The organism is Butyricicoccus sp. Marseille-Q5471, assembly GCF_951230135.1.
Lineage (GTDB): Bacteria > Bacillota > Clostridia > Oscillospirales > Butyricicoccaceae > Agathobaculum.
The window spans coordinates 16,379-36,080 of sequence record NZ_CATNVC010000013.1 but is presented as its reverse complement, the minus strand read 5'-3'; the positions used below and the strand labels follow the sequence as shown (position 1 = coordinate 36,080).

19 protein-coding genes are annotated in these 19,702 nt (G+C 52.3%); 18 read left to right on the top strand and 1 reads right to left on the bottom strand.

The features are described 5' to 3' along the window. The first annotated feature begins 2 nt into the window (after positions 1 to 2). From QOX26_RS11935 to QOX26_RS11905, 7 genes are read left to right on the top strand one after another with little or no spacing between them, the layout of a single operon-like run. Entirely contained in the window at positions 3 to 920 is a 918-nt protein-coding gene (locus QOX26_RS11935) for a DUF2156 domain-containing protein (RefSeq protein WP_283675209.1), read from the top strand. Beyond that, positions 917 to 1,714 carry a GNAT family N-acetyltransferase gene (locus QOX26_RS11930; protein WP_283675208.1) on the top strand — a complete coding sequence of 266 codons (798 nt, stop codon included), beginning with the start codon at positions 917 to 919 and terminating at the stop codon, positions 1,712 to 1,714. Before QOX26_RS11935 ends, QOX26_RS11930 begins: the two co-directional genes overlap by 4 nt. A gap of 4 nt (positions 1,715 to 1,718) precedes the next feature. Continuing rightward, positions 1,719 to 2,273, top strand: a complete 555-nt coding sequence (locus tag QOX26_RS11925; RefSeq protein ID WP_331488485.1) for a DJ-1 family glyoxalase III — start codon at positions 1,719 to 1,721, stop codon at positions 2,271 to 2,273. Next, positions 2,251 to 2,841 carry a 5-formyltetrahydrofolate cyclo-ligase gene (locus QOX26_RS11920; RefSeq protein ID WP_283675229.1) on the top strand — a complete coding sequence of 197 codons (591 nt, stop codon included), beginning with the start codon at positions 2,251 to 2,253 and terminating at the stop codon, positions 2,839 to 2,841. Before QOX26_RS11925 ends, QOX26_RS11920 begins: the two co-directional genes overlap by 23 nt. Next, positions 2,825 to 3,712: a CPBP family intramembrane glutamic endopeptidase gene (locus tag QOX26_RS11915; protein WP_283675206.1), complete on the top strand. Its 888-nt coding sequence runs from the start codon at positions 2,825 to 2,827 to the stop codon at positions 3,710 to 3,712. Before QOX26_RS11920 ends, QOX26_RS11915 begins: the two co-directional genes overlap by 17 nt. Before the next feature lie 26 nt (positions 3,713 to 3,738). Further along, positions 3,739 to 4,872: an endolytic transglycosylase MltG gene (mltG, locus tag QOX26_RS11910; RefSeq protein ID WP_283675205.1), complete on the top strand. Its 1,134-nt coding sequence runs from the start codon at positions 3,739 to 3,741 to the stop codon at positions 4,870 to 4,872. A gap of 2 nt (positions 4,873 to 4,874) precedes the next feature. Next, a complete protein-coding gene (locus QOX26_RS11905; RefSeq protein ID WP_283675204.1) occupies positions 4,875 to 6,101 on the top strand; it encodes a peptidase U32 family protein in 1,227 nt (408 codons plus the stop codon). Between the two features lie 32 nt (positions 6,102 to 6,133). Here the strand turns inward: QOX26_RS11905 and glpK are convergent, their stop codons facing one another. Continuing rightward, positions 6,134 to 7,621 carry a glycerol kinase GlpK gene (glpK, locus tag QOX26_RS11900; protein WP_283675203.1) on the bottom strand — a complete coding sequence of 496 codons (1,488 nt, stop codon included), beginning with the start codon at positions 7,619 to 7,621 and terminating at the stop codon, positions 6,134 to 6,136. A 177-nt stretch (positions 7,622 to 7,798) separates the two neighbouring features. Between glpK and trpS the strand changes: the two genes are divergently transcribed. From trpS to QOX26_RS11845, 11 genes are all read left to right on the top strand, one after another. Then, positions 7,799 to 8,809 carry a tryptophan--tRNA ligase gene (gene trpS / locus QOX26_RS11895; protein WP_283675202.1) on the top strand — a complete coding sequence of 337 codons (1,011 nt, stop codon included), beginning with the start codon at positions 7,799 to 7,801 and terminating at the stop codon, positions 8,807 to 8,809. A 19-nt stretch (positions 8,810 to 8,828) separates the two neighbouring features. Then, positions 8,829 to 9,944, top strand: a complete 1,116-nt coding sequence (locus QOX26_RS11890; protein WP_283675201.1) for a glycosyltransferase family 4 protein — start codon at positions 8,829 to 8,831, stop codon at positions 9,942 to 9,944. Then, positions 9,931 to 11,079 (top strand): non-hydrolyzing UDP-N-acetylglucosamine 2-epimerase, encoded by a 1,149-nt coding sequence (gene wecB, locus QOX26_RS11885; RefSeq protein WP_283675200.1) that lies wholly within the window; start codon positions 9,931 to 9,933, stop codon positions 11,077 to 11,079. The genes QOX26_RS11890 and wecB overlap by 14 nt, the downstream gene beginning before the upstream one ends. Beyond that, positions 11,076 to 11,852, top strand: a complete 777-nt coding sequence (locus QOX26_RS11880; RefSeq protein WP_283675199.1) for a hypothetical protein — start codon at positions 11,076 to 11,078, stop codon at positions 11,850 to 11,852. Before wecB ends, QOX26_RS11880 begins: the two co-directional genes overlap by 4 nt. Beyond that, the gene (locus QOX26_RS11875) at positions 11,853 to 13,103 is read left to right on the top strand and encodes a methionine gamma-lyase family protein (RefSeq protein ID WP_283675198.1); all 1,251 of its coding nucleotides are present in this window, start codon (positions 11,853 to 11,855) and stop codon (positions 13,101 to 13,103) included. A gap of 97 nt (positions 13,104 to 13,200) precedes the next feature. Further along, a complete protein-coding gene (gene ruvC / locus QOX26_RS11870; protein ID WP_283675197.1) occupies positions 13,201 to 13,689 on the top strand; it encodes a crossover junction endodeoxyribonuclease RuvC in 489 nt (162 codons plus the stop codon). Between the two features lie 3 nt (positions 13,690 to 13,692). Next, positions 13,693 to 14,304 carry a Holliday junction branch migration protein RuvA gene (gene ruvA, locus QOX26_RS11865; RefSeq protein WP_283675196.1) on the top strand — a complete coding sequence of 204 codons (612 nt, stop codon included), beginning with the start codon at positions 13,693 to 13,695 and terminating at the stop codon, positions 14,302 to 14,304. 12 nt (positions 14,305 to 14,316) lie between these two features. Further along, a complete protein-coding gene (gene ruvB / locus QOX26_RS11860) occupies positions 14,317 to 15,357 on the top strand; it encodes a Holliday junction branch migration DNA helicase RuvB (protein WP_283675195.1) in 1,041 nt (346 codons plus the stop codon). 34 nt (positions 15,358 to 15,391) lie between these two features. Further along, positions 15,392 to 16,744 (top strand): phosphoglucosamine mutase, encoded by a 1,353-nt coding sequence (glmM, locus tag QOX26_RS11855; protein WP_283675194.1) that lies wholly within the window; start codon positions 15,392 to 15,394, stop codon positions 16,742 to 16,744. 317 nt (positions 16,745 to 17,061) lie between these two features. Beyond that, entirely contained in the window at positions 17,062 to 18,903 is a 1,842-nt protein-coding gene (gene glmS / locus QOX26_RS11850; protein ID WP_283675193.1) for a glutamine--fructose-6-phosphate transaminase (isomerizing), read from the top strand. 114 nt (positions 18,904 to 19,017) lie between these two features. Further along, positions 19,018 to 19,647, top strand: coding sequence for a sigma-70 family RNA polymerase sigma factor (locus tag QOX26_RS11845; RefSeq protein WP_283675192.1), 630 nt, complete (start codon positions 19,018 to 19,020; stop codon positions 19,645 to 19,647). Positions 19,648 to 19,702: the final 55 nt, after the last annotated feature.

The window sequence follows — 19,702 nt, the reverse complement described above, 5'->3', positions numbered from 1 at the left end:
TCATGCAATTACCGTTTAGAACTATTACCTTAGAGGACAAGCAGGCGGTAGAAGCCTGCGCAGCGAAGTACAACTATCATCTTTGTGAACACTGCTTTGTCGATTTATTTATTTGGCGCGGCCATTATAATACGCAAATCTGCTTTTTGGACGGCTTTCTGCTTGTGAAGATGAACACAATGGACACCGAAGAGGAGCGTTACCTTGCTCCAATCGGTGAGGGAGACTTGAAGGCAGCATTAGACGCTATGGAAGAGGATGCAGCTGATCGCGGCGTTCCGTTTGTCATGGTTTCCGTTGCAGATCCGATGATTGACCGCATTGAAGCGGTCTGTCCCGGTCGATATGATTTTCTGCACGAAAATGAGGATGGGGACGATTATATTTATCTGGCCGAAAAGCTGCGTACTCTGTCCGGCAAAAAACTGCAGACCAAGCGTAATCTGGTTAATCGATTTCTTGCGGCTTATGAAGGCCGATGGTCTTATGAGGACATCACGCCGGAAAACACCAAAGACGCCTATGCATTTCACCTGAAGTGGTGTCGGCAAAACGGCTGCATGCATAATGCATCGTTTGAAGGAGAAACCTGCGCGATTGTACTGGAGCTTGAAAACTTTTCAGCGTTGAATATCCGCGGTGGACTTCTTCGGCTAGACGGCGAGGTCATCGCGTTTACGCTCGGCTGCCGCGCGACGGATGATATGTACGTTATGCAGATTGAAAAGGCGGATCACGATATCGCCGGCGCGTATCAGATGATTAATCAGCAATTCGTGCTGCGAAACTGCGATGAAGTGGAATATGTCAACCGCGAGGAAGATTTGGGATTAGAAGGACTGCGCAAGGCAAAAAAGTCCTATTATCCGATTATGCGCGGCGTGAAAAATGCTGCTGTGGTTAAGGGAACGACGCTATGATACGGTTTGCGCGGGATTCGGAATGCACAGCGGTTCGCGAGTTGTGGGAAGCCTGTTTTCCAGATGAAAGCGGATTTAACGATTACTTTTTTCAGCACATTTTTTCAGTTAAACAAACCCTGGTGTACGAGCAGAATGGTGAATTGTGTGCCATGCTGCAGATGCTGCCGTATCGCATTGCGGTCGGATCGGACGAGGGGGAAGTGACCTATATTTATGGGGCGTGCACCTCGCCGCTTCACCGCCGTAAGGGGCTGATGGCACAGCTGTTGGAACGGTCATTTGAACTGGATCGAGCGGCCGGAAGAGTGGCCTCCATCCTGATTCCGGCAGAGGAATGGCTTTTCGGTTTTTATCGACGTTTCGGATATGAGTCTGCCTTCTATGTTTCGCGCACGCAGGTTCGAGATGAGCAAAAAGGGATTCTGCCGCGCCGTTTGCGCGAGTGTGATATTCCGGCACTTGAGGTCTGCTATCAACGCTCGCGCGGTGATTGTGCAGTCCTGCGGGATGCGGCTGAGTGGAAACGGCAAATGAAGCTGTTTGACACGCTTGGAAAAGGTGTATTCGGTTGGTTTGATGGCAATGAACTTACAGCATATGCGTTTTGTTGGGAGGATGCGGCGCAGGAAGCGATGGGCTTGACTGATGTGCGTGCGCAAGGACTGCTAGACCTTCTCGGCGTTGATGAACTGATCATTACAACCATCGGCAGTGCCGCTGCGCTGGGCTGCGCCAAATGGTATGGTACAATCCGTTCGGATTGCGGGTATATGAATTTAATGCTCAACTGAAAGGGTGACAACTGTGGTATATGTATTACTTGCAGAAGGATTTGAGGAGATCGAGGCTTTGACAACGGTTGACCTGCTTCGCCGCGCCGGCGTTGCAGTCAGCATGGTTGGTGTGACCGGCACAACGGTCAGCGGTGCGCATGGCATCTCGGTTTCAACGGACTGCTCGATAGATGCATTTGACCCCGACCAAGCCGAAATGATTGTTTTACCGGGTGGTATGCCGGGTACGCGGAACCTATATGCGGACGACCGCGTCAAACAGGCGGTGCGCGACTGCGTGGAAAAAGAAAAGTACGTAGCTGCAATCTGTGCTGCACCGTCTGTCATCCTAGGGGGTATGGGTCTGCTGCAGGGCAAAAAGGCAACGTGCTTCCCGGGGATGGAAGACGGCATGAGCGGGGCCATCCCGCTTGACCGCAACTGCGTAGTTGATGGCCGCATCATTACAGGTCGTGCGGTCGGAGGAGCCTTGGATTTTTCATGCGCCCTGATTGGTGCTCTGTGTGGCGCACAGAAGGCACGCGAGATTGCCGATGAAGTTGTCCATCATGCCTGATAAAACGGCACTGCGCCGCCGCTTTCAGCATGAGCGCGCCGCACTTGCGGCGGCGGATAAGCAACACATCGATCAAGGCATCGCGGCACAGGTGCTCGGGAGCAGCTGCTACCGGAACGCACAAACAATTTTCATCTATGTTTCTACGCCGGAGGAGATTGATACCATTGCTATCCTGCAAGACGCATGGGCGAGCGGGAAAAGCGTGTGCGTCCCGCGCTGTCAGGCGGGCGGAGATATGACGGCACACCGCATTTCCGGAATGGATGAACTGTGCGCTTCCAATCGCTATGGCATTTTAGAGCCGGCGGCAGAAGCGCCGATCGTGCAGCCGCAGGAGATTGATTTGTGCCTGATTCCCGCGCTGGCCTGCGACCGCAGGGGAGTCCGTCTGGGATATGGCGGAGGATATTATGACCGTTATCTGCCTCAAACAAGCGCAGTTTTAGCGGCATTATGCGCATCTGCCCGACTGGTGGAGCGTCTGCCAAAGGAAGTACATGACATAAGCTGTCAGTTCATTATTACCGAAAGTCAGGTGGTGCGAGCCGATGAAACGGAAAATTGAATTACTGCCCGGATTATCCCTGTTTCTTTGCTTTTGCCTGCTGATTGGCTCCGGCGAACTGGCAACTCGATTTGGTGGAGGCGTGGGCGCTTTGTTTGCAGCGGAGCTCGCCTCGTTTCTGGTGCCTACTCTGCTGCTGACACGGCTTTCTCCGGACCACAAAGTGTTAGAGACCATGCGGCTTCGTCCGCGCAAGCTGCCTAGGGGTGCGCTGGGATTGACAATTAAACTAGGTGTTACGGTGGCGGTTTTGTCGTTGTTCTTGAATTTTTTGGTGTACCAGATTGCAGGCATGACCGGAGCTGACCTCACCGCGACGGCGCTAAACGCACCGCAGACCGGGCTGAATGCCGTGGGGCGAATTTTAATTATTGTGATTCTTTCCTCGGTCTTGGAAGAGCTATATTTGCGTGGAGCGCTGTTTTCGGCAAACGAACAACTGGCCGGTACTTCGTCATGTATTATTGTCAGCGGCCTCGCGTTTGCGATGCTGCACGGCAATATGATGAATTTTGCCGGACCGATGGCAGCGGGTATGGCATACGCGTATCTGACATATTCGTTCGGTAGTATTTGGCCGGCGGTATTAGCACATGCGGTGAATAATATCTACTATCTTGCAGTGGTATGGATGACGGATACATATGCCGCTTTTGGCATTTGGGACTATTTCGCGGCCATTAACGGACTGTTGCTGCTGCTCTTCCTGTATTTGACGCTGCGGGCGGCAGAAAGCCTGCTTGCAAAGGGTTATATTCCGCGCTTTCGAAAAGGCGGCGGCTGGTCCGATACAATCCTATTAGCGCGCAACCCGGGTGTGCTTGTTTTTGTGCTTGCATTTATCGTCAAGGCAATCCTGCACTGGATTTGATAGAACGGATTTTCGAGGTGTAAACGATGGAAAATAATACGAACCAATCTCAGTCATCGGAACAGCCCTATCGTCGGCGTAGCCGCAGACGGAAAAACGGCGGATGTGCCGGTACGGTTGTATATGTGATTGCAGTGCTCGGCATTTCAATTGTGCTGTCACTGGTGACGATTTTTGTTGCAAACGATGTGTTTGCTTTTGTGGCGGAAGATGCGAATGTACCGTTTACCGTCAGCCAAAATGCGCAGATCGCTGATCTGTCAGAGCAGCTTGACAATGCGGGTGTGCTGCACTACGGCTCGGTTTTTAAGCTCTTTGTTAACATTACCGGCAAAAATCAGAGTGTGCTGGCCGGTGACTATATGCTGAATCCTAAAATGGACTATACACAGGTCATTCGTGCGCTAACACAGTCGGAAAGCAAGGATACTATCACCATTACGGTTCCGGAGGGATATTCCGTCGAACAGATTAAAAAGCTGCTGCTGGACAATCATGTCTGCACGGAAGACGCCGCCGACAAGGCTCTGAATGAATACTCCTTTAAACACACTTTCCTGGAGGACGAAAAGCCCGCGAAGGAAGGCTGGTTGGAAGGGTATCTCTTCCCGGACACTTATGAGATTTACAAGGGTAACAGTACAGTGGTCAGCACCATCAATAAAATGCTGAATAATTTTGATGAAAAGTTCACCGACGAGATGCAGGAAAAAGCAGATGAAATGAACCGCTCAATGCGCGACATCATCACCATTGCTTCGCTGATTGAGCGCGAGGCGCAGAAGGATGATGAATATGACCGCATTGCCGGCGTTATTTACAATCGACTCAACAATGCAGATGCGTTCCCGTTCCTGCAGGTGGATGCTGCGGTGCTTTACGGTCTTGGCCGGACAAGCGGCGAATTGTCAAAGGCTGATTTGGAGAAGGACACGCCGTATAACACCTATACACAGCGCGGACTGCCGCCCGGACCGATTTGTAATCCCGGTATGAAATCAATTCAGGCCGCGCTGAACCCGGAAGAAAATGATTACTGCTATTACGTCGCAATGCCGGATGGTTCGCATTTGTTTGCGACTTCGAATGACGAGCAGAATGACAATATCGCGCGTGCAAATGCGGCATTTGCCGAGGCAGCGCAGAAAACAGGAGAATAAGAGTGAACAAACCTGAACTGCTGTCGCCCGCGGGCGATTTTGAGAAACTGCGCTACGCCGTGGCGTACGGGGCAGATGCGGTATATATGGCGGGGCAGCGATTCGGAATGCGCGCAGCGGCTACCAATTTTGATGAGGATACCCTGCGGCAGGGCATTGCGTATGCGCATGCGCATGGTGTAAAATGCTATATCACAGTTAACATTATGCCGTCTAACGCTGATTTACAGGCGTTTCCGGCGTATCTGGAGCTTTTGCAGGATGCGGGAGCGGATGCACTGATTGTTGCGGATGTAGGTGTACTGCGCATGGCACGGCGGCATGCTCCGAAGGTTCCGCTGCATATCAGTACACAGACGAGCATTTTGAACTACGAAGCCGCAAACTTCTGGGCGGAATTGGGCGCGGAGCGAATCGTGCTGGCTCGCGAACTGAGCCTGACCGAAATCGCTGAAATCCGTGCCAACACGCCGAAAGAATTGGAGATCGAGGCCTTTGTGCACGGTGCAATGTGCATTTCCTACTCGGGTCGCTGCCTGATTTCGCAGTACCTGACCGGACGGGATGCAAATCAGGGCGCGTGTGCGCAGCCGTGCCGATGGAAATATGCACTGATGGAGGAGAAGCGCCCCGGTGAGTATTTTCCGGTCGCTGAGGACGATGGCGGAACATATCTGTACAACTCAAAGGACTTGTGCATGATTGAGCATATTCCCGAATTGGTGAAGGCCGGTGTGACCTCGTTCAAGGTTGAGGGCAGAAACAAAACCGCATACTATGCTGCAGGCATCACCGGCGCTTACCGCCGCGCAATTGACGCTTATTTCGAGCAGCCAGAGGGATTTGTGACTCCGCGTGACGCTGTGGAGGAAATTGGGAAAATAAGCCATCGCAATTACTATACCGGCTTTTATTTTGGAAATGAAGAAAACGGTCAGCACTATGAAGACAGTCAGTACATCCGGGATTGGGAAGTCGTGGGCATGCCGATTCAGACCAATGAGGACGGAAATGCGGTATTTGTATTAAAGAATCGCTTTTTCAAGGGAGAAACGCTGGAGCTGATGCAGCCTGGTCATGAACCCTATCGTTTCACCGCGGATCAGGCTGTCAATGATGATGGGGAAGTGTTAGACTTGTTCAATCGCCCCGAAATGCGTGTGCATTTTCGGTTTCCGTTTGCTGTGCATCCCTACGGAATTCTCCGCAAAAGAAAAGAACGGCCTTAAAGACCGTTCTTTTTTATTTTGGAAGCATTCGCTTAATGCTCCACCCAGTTCAGACTTCGTCCGACGGCTTTGTTCCAACCGTGTAGCAGGTGCGCTCTCTCGTCCTCCGGCATGTGGGACTGGAACAGCGTGTCGCAGCGCCAAAGTTGCTTCAATTCTTCACGATTTTTCCATACGCCAACCGCAAGACCTGCCAAATAGCATGCGCCGAGCGCAGTCGTCTCGCGAATGACCGGCCGGCGAATGGTGCAGTCGGAGATGTCTGCCTGAAACTGCATGAGAAATGTATCTCGGCTCGCTCCGCCATCCACCGACAGAGAGGAGAGGACTTTTCCGGTATCTGCTTCCATCGCGTGCAAAAGATCATTCACCTGATATGCAATCGACTCCTGCGCCGCACGGATGATATGCTCACGAGTCGTGCCGCGTGTCAGACCGACCAACGCGCCGCGTGCATACATATCCCAATGAGGCGCACCAAGACCGGTGAAGGCCGGCACCAAATAAACGCCGCCCGTATCGCTGACCTTCTGTGCATAATACTCTGCATCTCGGCTTTCGGAAAAGAAGCGCAGTTCATCGCGCAGCCACTGAATCACAGCGCCGCCAACAAATACACTGCCTTCAAGCGCGTACTGGGTCTCTCCATCAAGCTGAATGCCGATTGTCGTCAGCAGGCCATTTTGACTGCTACAGGGTGTAGTGCCGGTGTTCATCAGTAAAAAGCAGCCGGTACCATAGGTGTTTTTGGCATCACCTGCGGAAAAGCAGGTCTGCCCAAACAGCGCTGCTTGCTGATCGCCTGCAATACCGGCAATCGGCGTCTGACAGCCGGGAAGCGAAGCATACCCGTAGATTTCACTGGAGGAGCGCACCTCAGGCAGCATGGCGCGCGGAATGTCAAGTGCGCGGAGCAGCGTATCATCCCAGTCTAGCGTATGAATGTTGAATATCATCGTGCGTGCAGCGTTGGTTGCGTCTGTTATATGTACCTTGCCGTCGGTGAGCTTCCAAACAAGCCATGAATCGACCGTGCCAAACAGGATTTCACCGCGTGCCGCCTTTTCTCGAGAGCCTTCGACGTGGTCGAGCACCCATTTGATTTTGGTGCCGGAGAAGTAGGCGTCGGGGACGAGTCCTGTCACCTTACGGATATGATCGGAATATCCGTCCGCCATCAATCGGTCGACAATATCAGCCGTGCGGCGGCACTGCCAGACGATTGCATTGTAAATCGGGCGGCCGGTTGTTTTGTCCCATAGAATGGTTGTTTCGCGCTGATTTGTGATGCCGATACCGGCGATTTCGTCAGATGATACACCGCTCACAGCCAACACTTCCATCATGGCTGCGTATTGCGTTGACCAAATTTCCATCGGATCTTGTTCAACCCAACCCTCATGCGGATAGTGCTGGGTCAGCTCGTGCTGTCGGATTGCCAAGATGTTTTGCTCACTATCAAACAGAATCGCGCGCGAACTGGTTGTGCCTTGATCGAGCGCTAATAGATATTTTCCCATGCCGTCTCCTCGCTTTCTCCGTCTATCATAACGTGTGTACGAAGTGCTTGTCAACAAGGGGTATTGGGAATTATAATTGCATAAAGTAAAAAACTGTGATATGATAGCAGTTAAGTATGGGGCAGTATGCCCGATGCCTTTGTAACTGAAACTATTGGTGTAAGGGAAGTAAGATATATGAGCGATAATCAGAAGCAAACAATCTTTTCCGGCGTGCAGCCTTCCGGCAAGCTGACGCTCGGCAACTATCTGGGTGCGATCCGTAATTTCCCGATTCTTCAGGAAGAATACAACTGCATCTATTGCGTAGTCGATATGCATGCAATCACGGTTCATCAGGATCCTGCTGCACTGCGCCGTGCAACGCTTGAAGTGCTTGCACAGTACATTGCTTGCGGCCTTGACCCGGAAAAAAGCATTCTGTTCATTCAAAGCCACGTTCCGGCACATGCCGAGTTGGCGTGGGTGCTCAACTGCTTCACTATGTTTGGCGAGGCATCCCGCATGACGCAGTTCAAGGATAAATCCGCAAAGCATACAGATAATGTGAATGTCGGCCTGTTTACCTATCCGGTACTGATGGCGGCGGATATTCTGCTTTATCAGGCCAATCTGGTCCCGGTAGGTGTAGACCAGAGTCAGCATATCGAAATTTGCCGCGATATTGCGGCTCGTTTTAACAACACACATCCCGGTACGTTCACCATGCCCACAGGATACTTTCCCAAAGCGGGCGAGGGCGCCAAGGTCATGAGCCTTGCCGACCCTGCCAAGAAAATGAGCAAGTCGGATGAGAATGAAAACGGATTTATCCTGCTGATGGATAAGCCGGAGGACATCATGCGTAAGTTCAAGCGTGCTGTGACCGATTCTGACGCTCGCATCGTTATGGATCCGCAGGAGAAACCCGGCGTGTCGAACCTGATTCAGATTTATGCACTGGCAACCGGAAAAACCGTTGCCGAGGTGGAAGCAGAGTTTGTAGGCAGAGGCTACGGCGACTTTAAACCCGCGGTCGGTGAGGCGGTCGTGGAGCTGCTGCGTCCGATCCGTGAGCGTACCGAGGATTTGCTGAAGAACAAGGATTATCTTGAGCAGGTCTATACCGAGGGTGCGCAGAAGGCTGCTTATGTGGCACGCAAAACCCTGGATAAGGTTTACAGAAAGGTCGGCTTTGTAAAGCGCTGACTTGCGGAGAGGAAATAGTATGTCAGAATATATTGTGATTGGATATGTGGTCGGTGCCTTTCTGGTAGCCGGCGTGCTGTCCTATCTCTTTACGCCGCATGTGAAAAAATTTGCGCACAGAGTTGGCGCGATTGATGTGCCTAAGGATGGGCGGCGCATGCATAAAGAGCCGATTCCACGGCTGGGCGGGCTTGCGATTTTCCTCGCGTTTCTCGCGGCAGTACTGATTTTCGGGCGGCTCAATGTTCAGATGCTCTGCGTGCTGCTTGGCGCGATTATTATTGTTGTACTCGGCATTTTTGATGATATCATGGCGCTGGGAGCAAAGTTTAAGTTCGTGGTGCAGATTATTGCCGCTGCCATTCCGGTCTGTATCGGCGATTTGCAGATTAAGCTGTTCACTAATCTCAACCCCTTTTCGGATGATCTTTATTTTCATCTGGGTATTCTTGCAATTCCGGTTACGATTTTGTGGATTGTCGGCATCACCAATGCGGTCAACCTGATTGACGGACTGGACGGTCTGGCGGTCGGCGTGTCCTCAATTGCGGCAATCACGATGTTGGCTGTCGCTTTGCTGACGGGGGATATGACCATTGCGGTGACAATGGGCGCACTGGCGGGCGCGTGCATCGGCTTTATGCCCTATAATTTGAATCCCGCAAAGATTTTCATGGGAGATACCGGGTCGACCTTCCTGGGTTATATGCTTGCGACCATGTCGATCATGGGTCTATTCAAGTTTTATGCGGTCATTTCGTTTGCAGTACCCTTCCTGATCCTTGGTCTGCCCATTTTTGATACCGCATCGGCGATTATCCGGCGTTTAGCGGAAGGGCGCAGTCCGATGAGTCCGGATCGCGGACATGTGCACCATAAGCTGATTGATATGGGCTTTAATCAAAAACAGGCAGTCGCAATTTTGTATGCAATCAGCGCGACGCTTGGCTTAACTGCGGTGGTGCTGACCTCCTCCGGCGAAGTAAAGGCTATTTTTTTGCTGCTTGCCGTTATCGCCGCTACCATCGTAGGTGCGTGCGTTATCTACGGTGCGGAGCATGGCTTCCGAAGGGACAAGCATAAGGATCATCCTGATGAGACAGAGCAAAAGGAGAAAGATGATGAACAAAATTAAAGTTATGACGGTGTTTGGCACACGTCCGGAAGCAATCAAGATGGCTCCGCTTGTCCATGCGCTTGAGCAGAGCGAAAGCACCGAGTCAATTGTGTGCGTGACAGCACAGCATCGGGAAATGCTCGATCAAGTGCTTGAAATCTTTAATATTAAGCCTGATTACGATCTCAATATCATGCAGCCGCGTCAGACGCTTGCGCTCATCACTGAAAAGAGCCTGCATGGATTAGACGAGGTGCTTGAGCATGCTCAGCCTGATATCGTACTGGTTCACGGCGATACCTCGACTACCTTTGCCGGTGCGCTGACGGCGTTTTACCACAAAATCCCGGTTGGACATGTAGAAGCCGGACTGCGCACTTATGACAAGTATTCACCTTTTCCGGAAGAGATGAACCGCAAATTGACTGGTCAGATTGCGTCGCTGCATTTTGCGCCGACTCCGCGCAACCGCGATAATCTTGCGCGCGAGGACATCAAGGATGGTGTGTTCGTCTGCGGCAACACTGTAGTAGATGCAATTCACATGACGGTAAAGGACGACTTTGCCTTCCGGGATGAGCAGCTGAAAACGCTGGATTTTGAAAAGAACCGCGTGGTGCTTGTGACCGCACATCGCCGAGAAAATTACGGCGAACCGATGGAGAATATCTGCCACGCAATTGCAGAGCTTTCTGCAGCTTATCCGGATGTGCACTTTGTGTATCCGGTACATTTAAGCCCCTATGTGCGTGAAACTGCTGAAAAATTTCTTGGCGGCAATGAGCGCATCCACCTTATCCATCCGCTGACGGTTGACGAAATGCACAATCTGATGGCGCGCTGCTATCTCATTATGACGGACTCCGGCGGCTTGCAGGAAGAGGCGCCGAGCCTTGGGAAACCGGTACTTGTGCTGCGTAAGGAGACTGAGCGTCCGGAGGCGATTGAGGCTGGTACGGTCAAGCTTGCAGGTGTGGAGCAGAAAGACATCGTCCGTTTGGCGCGCGAACTGTTTGATGATGCGGATGCATATGCCGCAATGGCGCATGCGGTCAATCCCTATGGCGACGGTAATACCTCCGCGCGCATCATCCAGGCGATTGAGCAGTACTTTGGCCGCCGGGAGGACGGCCCGGAACCGTTTATGTCATGAAAAACAAAAGAGTCAAAAAATTAAACACCCCCATGCTCGCGTCAATCGGCGCGGGCGTGCTGGTTTTTATCCTGTTTTTGACCTACCTGTTTTCCTCTGGCATTCTGCACCGACGTGAGACCAATGTGGTGCTTCCTTCGGGCGAAAGCACCGCGCCGACCATCTCGCCGGATACCCCTCAGCTGACCGCGCAGCAGGTTGCTTCGGTTGAGATTGATGCACAGAATGCCAAGCAAATCATCGCATCGCTGATACGCCCGGATGAATACAGCTGTTTGATTCAAAACAAACTGTTGTATCAGGGCGGGGACTCGTCCTTGTCCTGCCGGCAGTATGTACGCGATGAGGCAATGCGCATCGACACGCTTTCCGGTGATGCGGAGGTGCTGTCAACACTTCTGCAGGCAAATGATGCGGTCTATGCATGGGATCGGGGGGAGACACGGTTCTACAAAGGCGTCTGGGGTGATTTTAGCGGGGATGCCGCGGCGATGATGCCGTCGTACGAGGATGTGTTGAGCGACACCGTTGCCATCACTGCAGCGGCACGGCAAGATGTGGATTTGGAGCCCTGTATCCGCGTTGAATTTGACCTTGAAGGCATGCATTGCGTATATTATATTTCCGCATCAAGCGGATTGCTGAAAACCGCCTCTTTTTACAAGGGAGGCGTGTTGGTTCGTCAGGTGACGGTCAGCGAATTACAAACTGAGACACCGGACGCTTCGCTATTTGTGCTTCCGAATGGTGTATCGGTATTGGGAGAATCATAAATGTCAAACTATTTGGGAATTTCCGAGGAAATCTACGCGCTCGGTCAACAGGCTGAGCGCGAAATTATGCCATATTTTACGCGTTTAGACGAAACGTGTGACCATAATACAGAAAAGGTACTTGCTGCCTTTGCAAAGAACCGTGTATCCGATAATCTGTTTGCCGGAACGACAGGTTACGGCTATGATGACCATGGCCGCGATACGCTCGACCGCATTTATGCCGATATTTTTGGAGCGGAGTCTGCACTGGTTCGCATCGGCATTGTCAACGGCACGCATGCGCTGTCGTGCGCGATGTTTTCTGCAGTCAAGACGGGAGATACGGTGCTTTCCGTCACCGGCCCAGCCTATGACACGCTGCAAAATACAATCACGGGTGATATGTGCGGCAGCATGAAGAACTATGGCATCGGCTATAAGCAGGTAGACTTGAAAAACGGTCTGCCCGACCTGCCGGCAATCGCGCAGGCGGCACAGGATACGTCGATTAAGCTGGTATTTATTCAGCGCAGCCGCGGTTATGCGGTGCGTGAAACGTTGTCTTGCGCGCAGATTGGCGAAGTATGCAATGTGGTGCGCGAGGTCAATCCGAAGGCTGTCATCATGGTGGACAACTGCTACGGCGAATTCGTTGAGACCATAGAACCGACGCAGGTGGGCGCAGATTTAATTGCGGGTTCGCTTATTAAAAATCCGGGCGGCGGACTTGCGCCGACCGGCGGTTATGTAGCTGGCCGCGCCGATCTTGTTGAAAACGCGGCATATAAGCTGACTGCACCCGGCATCGGCGGAGAGTGCGGCTGCACGATGGGCCAGAACAGGCTGCTGTATCAGGGACTGTTCATGGCGCCGCATACAACGGCACAGGCACTTAAAACCGCAATTTTTTGTGCCAAAATCATGGAGAAGCTGGGATATGAGGTCAGTCCTAAGGCAGAAGAGCCGCGGCACGATATCATCCAGACCATCGCCTTCGGCGCGCCAGAGCCACTGCGCCGATTCTGTGAGGGGATTCAGGCAGGTGCGCCGGTCGACTCCTTTGTCACTCCTGAGCCTTGGGCAATGCCCGGATATGAGGATGAGGTGATTATGGCGGCAGGCGCGTTCGTGCAGGGTGCTTCAATTGAACTTTCCGCTGACGCGCCGATGCGCGAGCCGTATGTGTGCTACATGCAGGGCGGACTGACGTATTCCTCGGGCAAGGCGGGCATTCTACTCGCCGCAGAACGTATCAAAAACCATCAATAACAGCGGGCGGTGCCGTCAGGCACCGCCTTTTTGTGCCTTGCATGACGTATCGAAACATGGTACAATATCTTGGATAAGGAGCAGATGATTTGCCAATATGACGATTTTAGGAATAGACCCCGGCTACGGCACGGTAGGTTACGGTGTTGTCAAATATGACAGGCTTCGGTTTACGCCGGTTCAATACGGCGCAATCAAAACCAAATCCGGCATGCCGATGCATTTGCGGCTTGCTGAAATTTACGACGATATGTGCACGCTGATTGATACCTTTCACCCGGATGCGGCGGCAATTGAGGAACTGTTTTTCAATACCAACATCACAACCGGCATTCAGGTTGCGCAGGCACGAGGTGTAATTCTGCTCGCGATGGCGCAAAAGGGGCTGCATCCGATCGCCTACACGCCAAGTCAGGTTAAGCAGTCGGTTGTCGGCTATGGCAAGGCGGAAAAAATGCAGGTTATGGAGATGACAAAAAACATGTTGGGTCTGGCGAAAATACCGCGTCCTGATGATGCGGCAGACGCACTTGCACTGGCGATTTGCCACGGGCACGCAATGCAATCCAAATTATTTGAGGTTTAAACTATGTTTTATTACGTTGATGGTACGGTTGCGCTGCTTCAGCAGGGACTTGCCGTGATCGACTGCGGCGGGGTAGGTTATGCCTGCCATGCATCGCAGCATACAATTGGTAAATTAAAAATCGGCACGCGGGCACGTTTATTGACACATTTGAATGTGCGTGAGGATATTTTTGAATTATACGGATTTATTGATGATGAGGAGTTAAGCTGTTTTCAAATGTTAATCAGTGTATCGGGCGTTGGGCCGAAGGCGGCGCTTTCTATCCTCTCGGTGGCTCCGCCTGACCGTTTGGCGCTTTCCATCATTACGGAAGATGAAAAGTTGCTGACGCAGGCACCTGGCATCGGCAAAAAGATTGCGCAGCGTGTCATACTAGAACTGAGAGATAAGATGAGCCGTGAACAGCTGGAAACAGCATCCGGTGCGTCACCTGTCGCAGCTGCGATGACGGCCAATGGCGGCATCAATCACACGCAGGAAGCGGTAGCGGCACTGATGGTGCTCGGATATAGTCAAGCCGAAGCACTGCGTGCAATGGGCGGTCTAGACGCTGCTCATTTAGAGGCAGATGAAATTATCCGGCAGTGCCTGAAGAAACTAGCCGCGCAGTAAGGGAGTGGAGCATTGAGTATCGAATTTTCGGGCGGTATGGCTGATGACGAACGTATTATCTCAAGCCGTCAGCTGAAAGAAGATGAAACCGACGTTTCGCTCCGCCCTAAAACGATGGACGACTATGTCGGGCAGACGAAGGTCAAGGAAAACCTCGGAGTGTATATTGAAGCGGCCAAGCAGCGCGGTGAGGCGCTCGATCATACGCTGCTGTATGGACCGCCGGGTCTCGGTAAGACCACGCTCGCAGGCATTATCGCCGCTGAAATGGGCGTCAATATTCGAGTAACCAGCGGTCCTGCAATCGAAAAAGCGGGAGATTTGGCGGCTTTATTGACAAATCTTTCGGAAAATGATATTTTGTTTATCGACGAGATTCATCGGCTCGATCGCAGTGTAGAGGAAATTCTTTACCCCGCGATGGAGGATTATGCGCTTGATATTATTATCGGCAAGGGGCCGTCCGCGCGGTCCATCCGTTTGGATTTGCCAAGGTTTACGCTCATAGGTGCAACCACGCGTGCAGGGCAGATGACTTCGCCGCTGCGTGATCGGTTCGGCGTGGTATTTCGGTTGGAGCTTTATTCTCCGGAGGAGCTGTGCAGCATTGTAGAGCGTTCAGCCGGCATTTTGAATGTACCGTGCGTGCACGAAGGCGCTCATGAGATTGCGCGTCGCTCGCGGGGAACACCGCGTATTGCAAATCGGCTGTTGCGCCGTGTGCGTGATTTTGCGCAGGTTCGCGGAAATGGTACGATTGACAAGCAGATTGCCGATTTGGCGCTGCACGCGCTCGAAATTGATGATTTGGGTCTGGATAGCGTCGACCGGCGTATGCTGAAAAGTATTATTCTCAATTACAGCGGTGGCCCTGTCGGGCTGGATACTCTCGCCGCAACGATTGGAGAAGAGTCAATCACACTCGAAGATGTGTGTGAGCCGTATTTGATGCAGATCGGCTTTTTAAACCGTACGCCGCGCGGACGCTGCGCGACGATGCAGGCATATCGCCACTTGGAACTGGAACCGGCGGATGGACAACAGATTCTCTAGGCCGCTGTAAAGAATAGAAAGTTAGGTGTTTTCATTGGGTAGATATTTTGGAACGGACGGCGTGCGCGGTGTGGCAAACGTCGAACTGGATGCGCTGCTCGCCTTCAAAATTGGCGCTGCCGCAGCATATGTATTGACGCAGGAGTCCACGCACGAGGGCAAGGCTAAGCTGCTGATCGGCAAGGATACACGCGTTTCATCCGATATGTTGGAAAACGCATTGGTTGCCGGCATTTGCTCGGTTGGCGCAGATGTGGAATTGCTTGGCGTGATTCCGACCCCTGCGGTCGCGTATCTGACCATCAAGCACAAGGCTGATGCCGGAATTGTCATCTCGGCAAGCCACAATTCATTTGAGTACAACGGCATCAAGATTTTCGCGGGCAACGGATATAAGCTGTCTGACGAAATTGAAGCCAAGGTGGAAGACTTAATCGACGATTATGAGTCCATCCCGAAAAGGACGCATGAAAAACTCGGTCGCGTGCTGCATAGCGTGATTGATCCCGTGGTTGAATATACCGATCATTTGGCGGATACCATTAAGGGAGATTTGTCCGGCCTTCGCGTTGCGGTTGACTGTGCCAACGGTTCTTCCTCGACCACGGTCGAGCGATTGATGCGTTTGGTGGAATGCAAGGCAGAAATCCGTTTTTATGAACCGGATGGTGTCAACATCAATGCAGGCTGCGGTTCGACACATTTGGGTCAGCTTAAAGATCGCGTCAGAAACGGAAATTTTGATCTTGGCGTTGCATTTGACGGTGACGCCGACCGCTGCCTGATTGTCGATGAGACCGGCGAGGAGCTCGACGGCGATCGTATTATGGCAGTTTGCGCTGCCCGTATGAAGAGGGAAGGCAAGCTGCGCGGCGGGGCGTTCGTTGCGACTGTGCTGAGCAATATGGGTCTGCATGCCTATGCGGAAAAGAATGATATGCGCATCGAATGCTCCAATGTAGGCGACCGCTATGTGTTGGAGATGATGCTGCAGAAGGGCTATATTCTGGGCGGAGAGCAGTCGGGTCACGTTATTTTCCTGGAATATGCATCGACCGGTGACGGCGAGCTGACCGCGCTGCAGTTCATGCACATTCTCAAGGAAAGCGGGAAAAAGTGTTCTGAGATTGCGGCAGAGGTCATCCCGTGGCCGCAGATCATGATTAATGTCAAGGTGCCGAATGACAAAAAGGCGACACTGCAGCAGCTGCCGCCGGTGGCAGAGGCGATTGACAGCGCCTCTGCAGAGCTTCAGGGTGAGGGTCGTATTTTGGTGCGTCCGTCGGGCACAGAGGCACTGGTGCGCGTTATGGTTGAGGGGCGCAACAGCGAGCAGGTTGATACTTTGGCAAAAAAGGTTGCAAAGGTTATCGAGTCTGTCGTATAATATATTAAACCAAATCGAAGTGGACGTGGTTTTCGCGTCCACTCGTTTTTCACGGGAGGTGAAAAAACGGTACAAGTGAATAGTGATAAGCGCCAGAACTGCGGTGCAGCCGGTATCGCAGTTGACGAGGTAAGGGTTCATCGAAAATTCGGCGGATGCCCTTCGGCCACGAGTGAGTTGGTCGTCAGCAGGCTGACAAAACGCAGGGGCGACCCTGCGGCCAGAACAGCACTGCGTAACGCACTATTTTTATGCCCAAATGCGAATAACTAAATTTTGTAATTTTACCATCCGATTTACTGGGAGGACAAATATTTATGTGTGGAATTGTTGGCTTTACCGGACGCGAAAACGCGCTGCCGGTCTTGATTAAGGGCCTGTATAGTTTGGAATACCGCGGTTATGACTCAGCCGGCATCGCCGCCTTCACAAAGGAAGGTCTACGCGTGGTGAAAACGGTCGGTCGCATTGCGAATCTGGAAGCGAAGATTAAAGAAGAACATGAGGATCTGACCTGCACCTGCGGCATCGGACATACACGCTGGGCGACGCACGGCGGGCCGTCTGACCGAAACTCGCACCCGCATCTCGGCGGTTCGGACGGCAAAATTGCGGTCGTACATAACGGCATCATTGAAAACTATAAAGAGCTGAGAGAGCGCCTTGAAGCGCACGGCTATGTGTTTCAGTCCGAAACCGACACCGAAACGGTCGCACACCTCGTAGACTATCTGCATACAGGCAAGCAAGAGGATTTGGCGCAGACTGTGCTGGCGGCCGTATCCCGCCTGCGCGGCTCCTACGCTCTTGGTGTGGTGTCGATGGATAATCCGGAGGAAATTGTCGCGGCGCGCCGTGACAATCCGCTCGTAATCGGCCTTGGAAACGGCGAAAACATGATTGCATCCGACATTACTGCGATTATCGGCCGCACCAAGGATTATATCATCCTGGATGATAACGAAGTGGCAATTGTTCGCCCTGACAGCGTCGTTGTGATGAACGAGTTCGGCGACCGGGTGGAGAAAAAGGTGCAGACAGTCACGTGGGATATGTCTGCGGCTGAAAAGGGCGGCTATGAGCATTTCATGATTAAGGAAATCATGGAGCAGCCCAAGGCGGTGGCAGCTACGGTTCACCCGCGTGTACAAAATGACTCTATCGTATTTGAGGAGAATGGTCTGACTGACGATCGCCTGCGTGACATTGAAAATATTCACATCATCGGCTGCGGCTCTGCGCTGCACGCCGGTATGGTCGGAAAGCGAGTGATTGAGAGTATGTGCCGCATCCGGTGCGCGGCGGAGGTCGCCAGCGAGTTCCGTTACGAGAACCCGATCATCGGCAAAAAAGATTTGTGCATCGTTATCAGTCAGTCCGGTGAAACGGCAGACACCCTTGCCGCGATGCGTCTGGCCAAGCAGGCGGGAGCGTTCACAATTGCGATTGTCAACGTGGTTTCCTCTACCATTGCGCGAGAAGCAGATGGTGTGCTGTACACCTGGGCTGGCCCTGAGATTGCGGTCGCAACGACTAAGGCCTATTCTGCGCAGTTGTCCGCGCTGTACTTGATTTCGGTCAGAATCGCTCGCGTGCGCGGACTGATTTCAATAGGGGATGAACGTGCATTGAGCGCGGAGTTGCAGCGCTTGCCGGACTGCATCGAAGAGACACTGCAGTGCAAGAAAACGATGCAGCGTATCGCGACGCTCTACGCAAATCGTTCCAGCGTGTTCTTCCTCGGCCGCGGGTTAGACTACGCAGCCGCGCTCGAAGCATCGCTAAAGCTCAAGGAAATCAGCTATGTGCATTCGGAAGCCTACGCGGCAGGGGAACTGAAGCATGGCACAATTTCTCTCATTGAAGAGGGAACGCTGGTTGTTGCGCTTGCGACGCAGCCGGCGCTGTTTGAAAAGACCGTTTCTAACATTCGCGAGGTCGTATCGCGTGGCGCGGCAGTCGTACTGGTGACGACAGATGACTTTACCGGCGATGAATCGGTATGCCAGCATATTGTGCGTTTGCCAAAGTGTCTTTCGGAGTTTTCAGCATCTCTTTCGATTATTCCGTTACAGCTTTTGGCATACTATATTGCAGTCGAGCGTAGCTGCGACGTTGATAAGCCGCGTAACCTTGCGAAGTCGGTTACTGTGGAATAATGCGTCGAATCTGCTCTGAATTGTAGAAAAGATACAAAAAACATTTTTGAATTTTGGCGGTTGGTCACTAGGTTTCACAAAAATCACTTGACAAACCAGTGAATTGCCCCTATAATGAATATCGACATGAAAAACGGTTATGATAGTTCGGATCAAGACCTGCGGCCAGATGATGCACTGTGCACTGCGGCGCAGCAGGGAGATGGGCAAGCGGCTGAAACGCTTGTGAAAAGGTATTCCCGGTTGGTCAAAACCTGTGCGCGCCCTTTTTTTCTCATGGGCGCGGATGAGGAAGACCTGCTGCAGGAGGGGATGCTGGGGCTGCTCAAAGCAGTCCGCGAATTTGATGCTGGGAACGGCACACCCTTTGAGGCGTTTGCCAGACTGTGTGTAACAAGGCGGATTTATTCTGCGGTACGCGCGGCAGCAGCATTCAAGCACGATCCCTTAAACCGATCCATGTCAATTGATCGACCTCTGTTTGAAGACCTTGCGGAATCGCACACCCGGGTTGCAGCACCGATTTGTGACCCCGAATCGCTGGTGATTGGCAATGAGGAACGAGCGGAACTGGTTCGCCGGTTGTACTCTGTCCTGTCTGAATTCGAGGCAAAGGTTTTGACGTTGTTTCTAGATGGCCTTTCTTATGAGCAGATGGCCGAAACACTACACAAACCAATCAAATCGGTGGACAATGCCATCCAGCGCATCAAGCGGAAATCGGCAACTGTTAAACCCCAATAGGCGAAAGCAGGCAAAGGGCCTGTGCGCAATAAATCTAGGTTCCCCGAGGGAACGG

What these genes read in the sequence shown, in the direction of transcription:
- QOX26_RS11875 (WP_283675198.1), top strand. Translation starts at nt 11,853, where the DNA reads ATGTCAAACTATTTGGGAATTTCCGAGGAAATCTACGCGCTCGGTCAA.
- trpS (WP_283675202.1), top strand. Translation starts at nt 7,799, where the DNA reads ATGAGCGATAATCAGAAGCAAACAATCTTTTCCGGCGTGCAGCCTTCC.
- wecB (WP_283675200.1), top strand. Translation starts at nt 9,931, where the DNA reads ATGAACAAAATTAAAGTTATGACGGTGTTTGGCACACGTCCGGAAGCA.
- mltG (WP_283675205.1), top strand. Translation starts at nt 3,739, where the DNA reads ATGGAAAATAATACGAACCAATCTCAGTCATCGGAACAGCCCTATCGT.
- QOX26_RS11915 (WP_283675206.1), top strand. Translation starts at nt 2,825, where the DNA reads ATGAAACGGAAAATTGAATTACTGCCCGGATTATCCCTGTTTCTTTGC.
- QOX26_RS11890 (WP_283675201.1), top strand. Translation starts at nt 8,829, where the DNA reads ATGTCAGAATATATTGTGATTGGATATGTGGTCGGTGCCTTTCTGGTA.
- glpK (WP_283675203.1), bottom strand. Translation starts at nt 7,621, where the DNA reads ATGGGAAAATATCTATTAGCGCTCGATCAAGGCACAACCAGTTCGCGC.
- QOX26_RS11930 (WP_283675208.1), top strand. Translation starts at nt 917, where the DNA reads ATGATACGGTTTGCGCGGGATTCGGAATGCACAGCGGTTCGCGAGTTG.
- QOX26_RS11880 (WP_283675199.1), top strand. Translation starts at nt 11,076, where the DNA reads ATGAAAAACAAAAGAGTCAAAAAATTAAACACCCCCATGCTCGCGTCA.
- QOX26_RS11845 (WP_283675192.1), top strand. Translation starts at nt 19,018, where the DNA reads ATGAATATCGACATGAAAAACGGTTATGATAGTTCGGATCAAGACCTG.
- ruvA (WP_283675196.1), top strand. Translation starts at nt 13,693, where the DNA reads ATGTTTTATTACGTTGATGGTACGGTTGCGCTGCTTCAGCAGGGACTT.
- QOX26_RS11935 (WP_283675209.1), top strand. Translation starts at nt 3, where the DNA reads ATGCAATTACCGTTTAGAACTATTACCTTAGAGGACAAGCAGGCGGTA.
- ruvC (WP_283675197.1), top strand. Translation starts at nt 13,201, where the DNA reads ATGACGATTTTAGGAATAGACCCCGGCTACGGCACGGTAGGTTACGGT.
- glmS (WP_283675193.1), top strand. Translation starts at nt 17,062, where the DNA reads ATGTGTGGAATTGTTGGCTTTACCGGACGCGAAAACGCGCTGCCGGTC.
- QOX26_RS11920 (WP_283675229.1), top strand. Translation starts at nt 2,251, where the DNA reads ATGAAGTTGTCCATCATGCCTGATAAAACGGCACTGCGCCGCCGCTTT.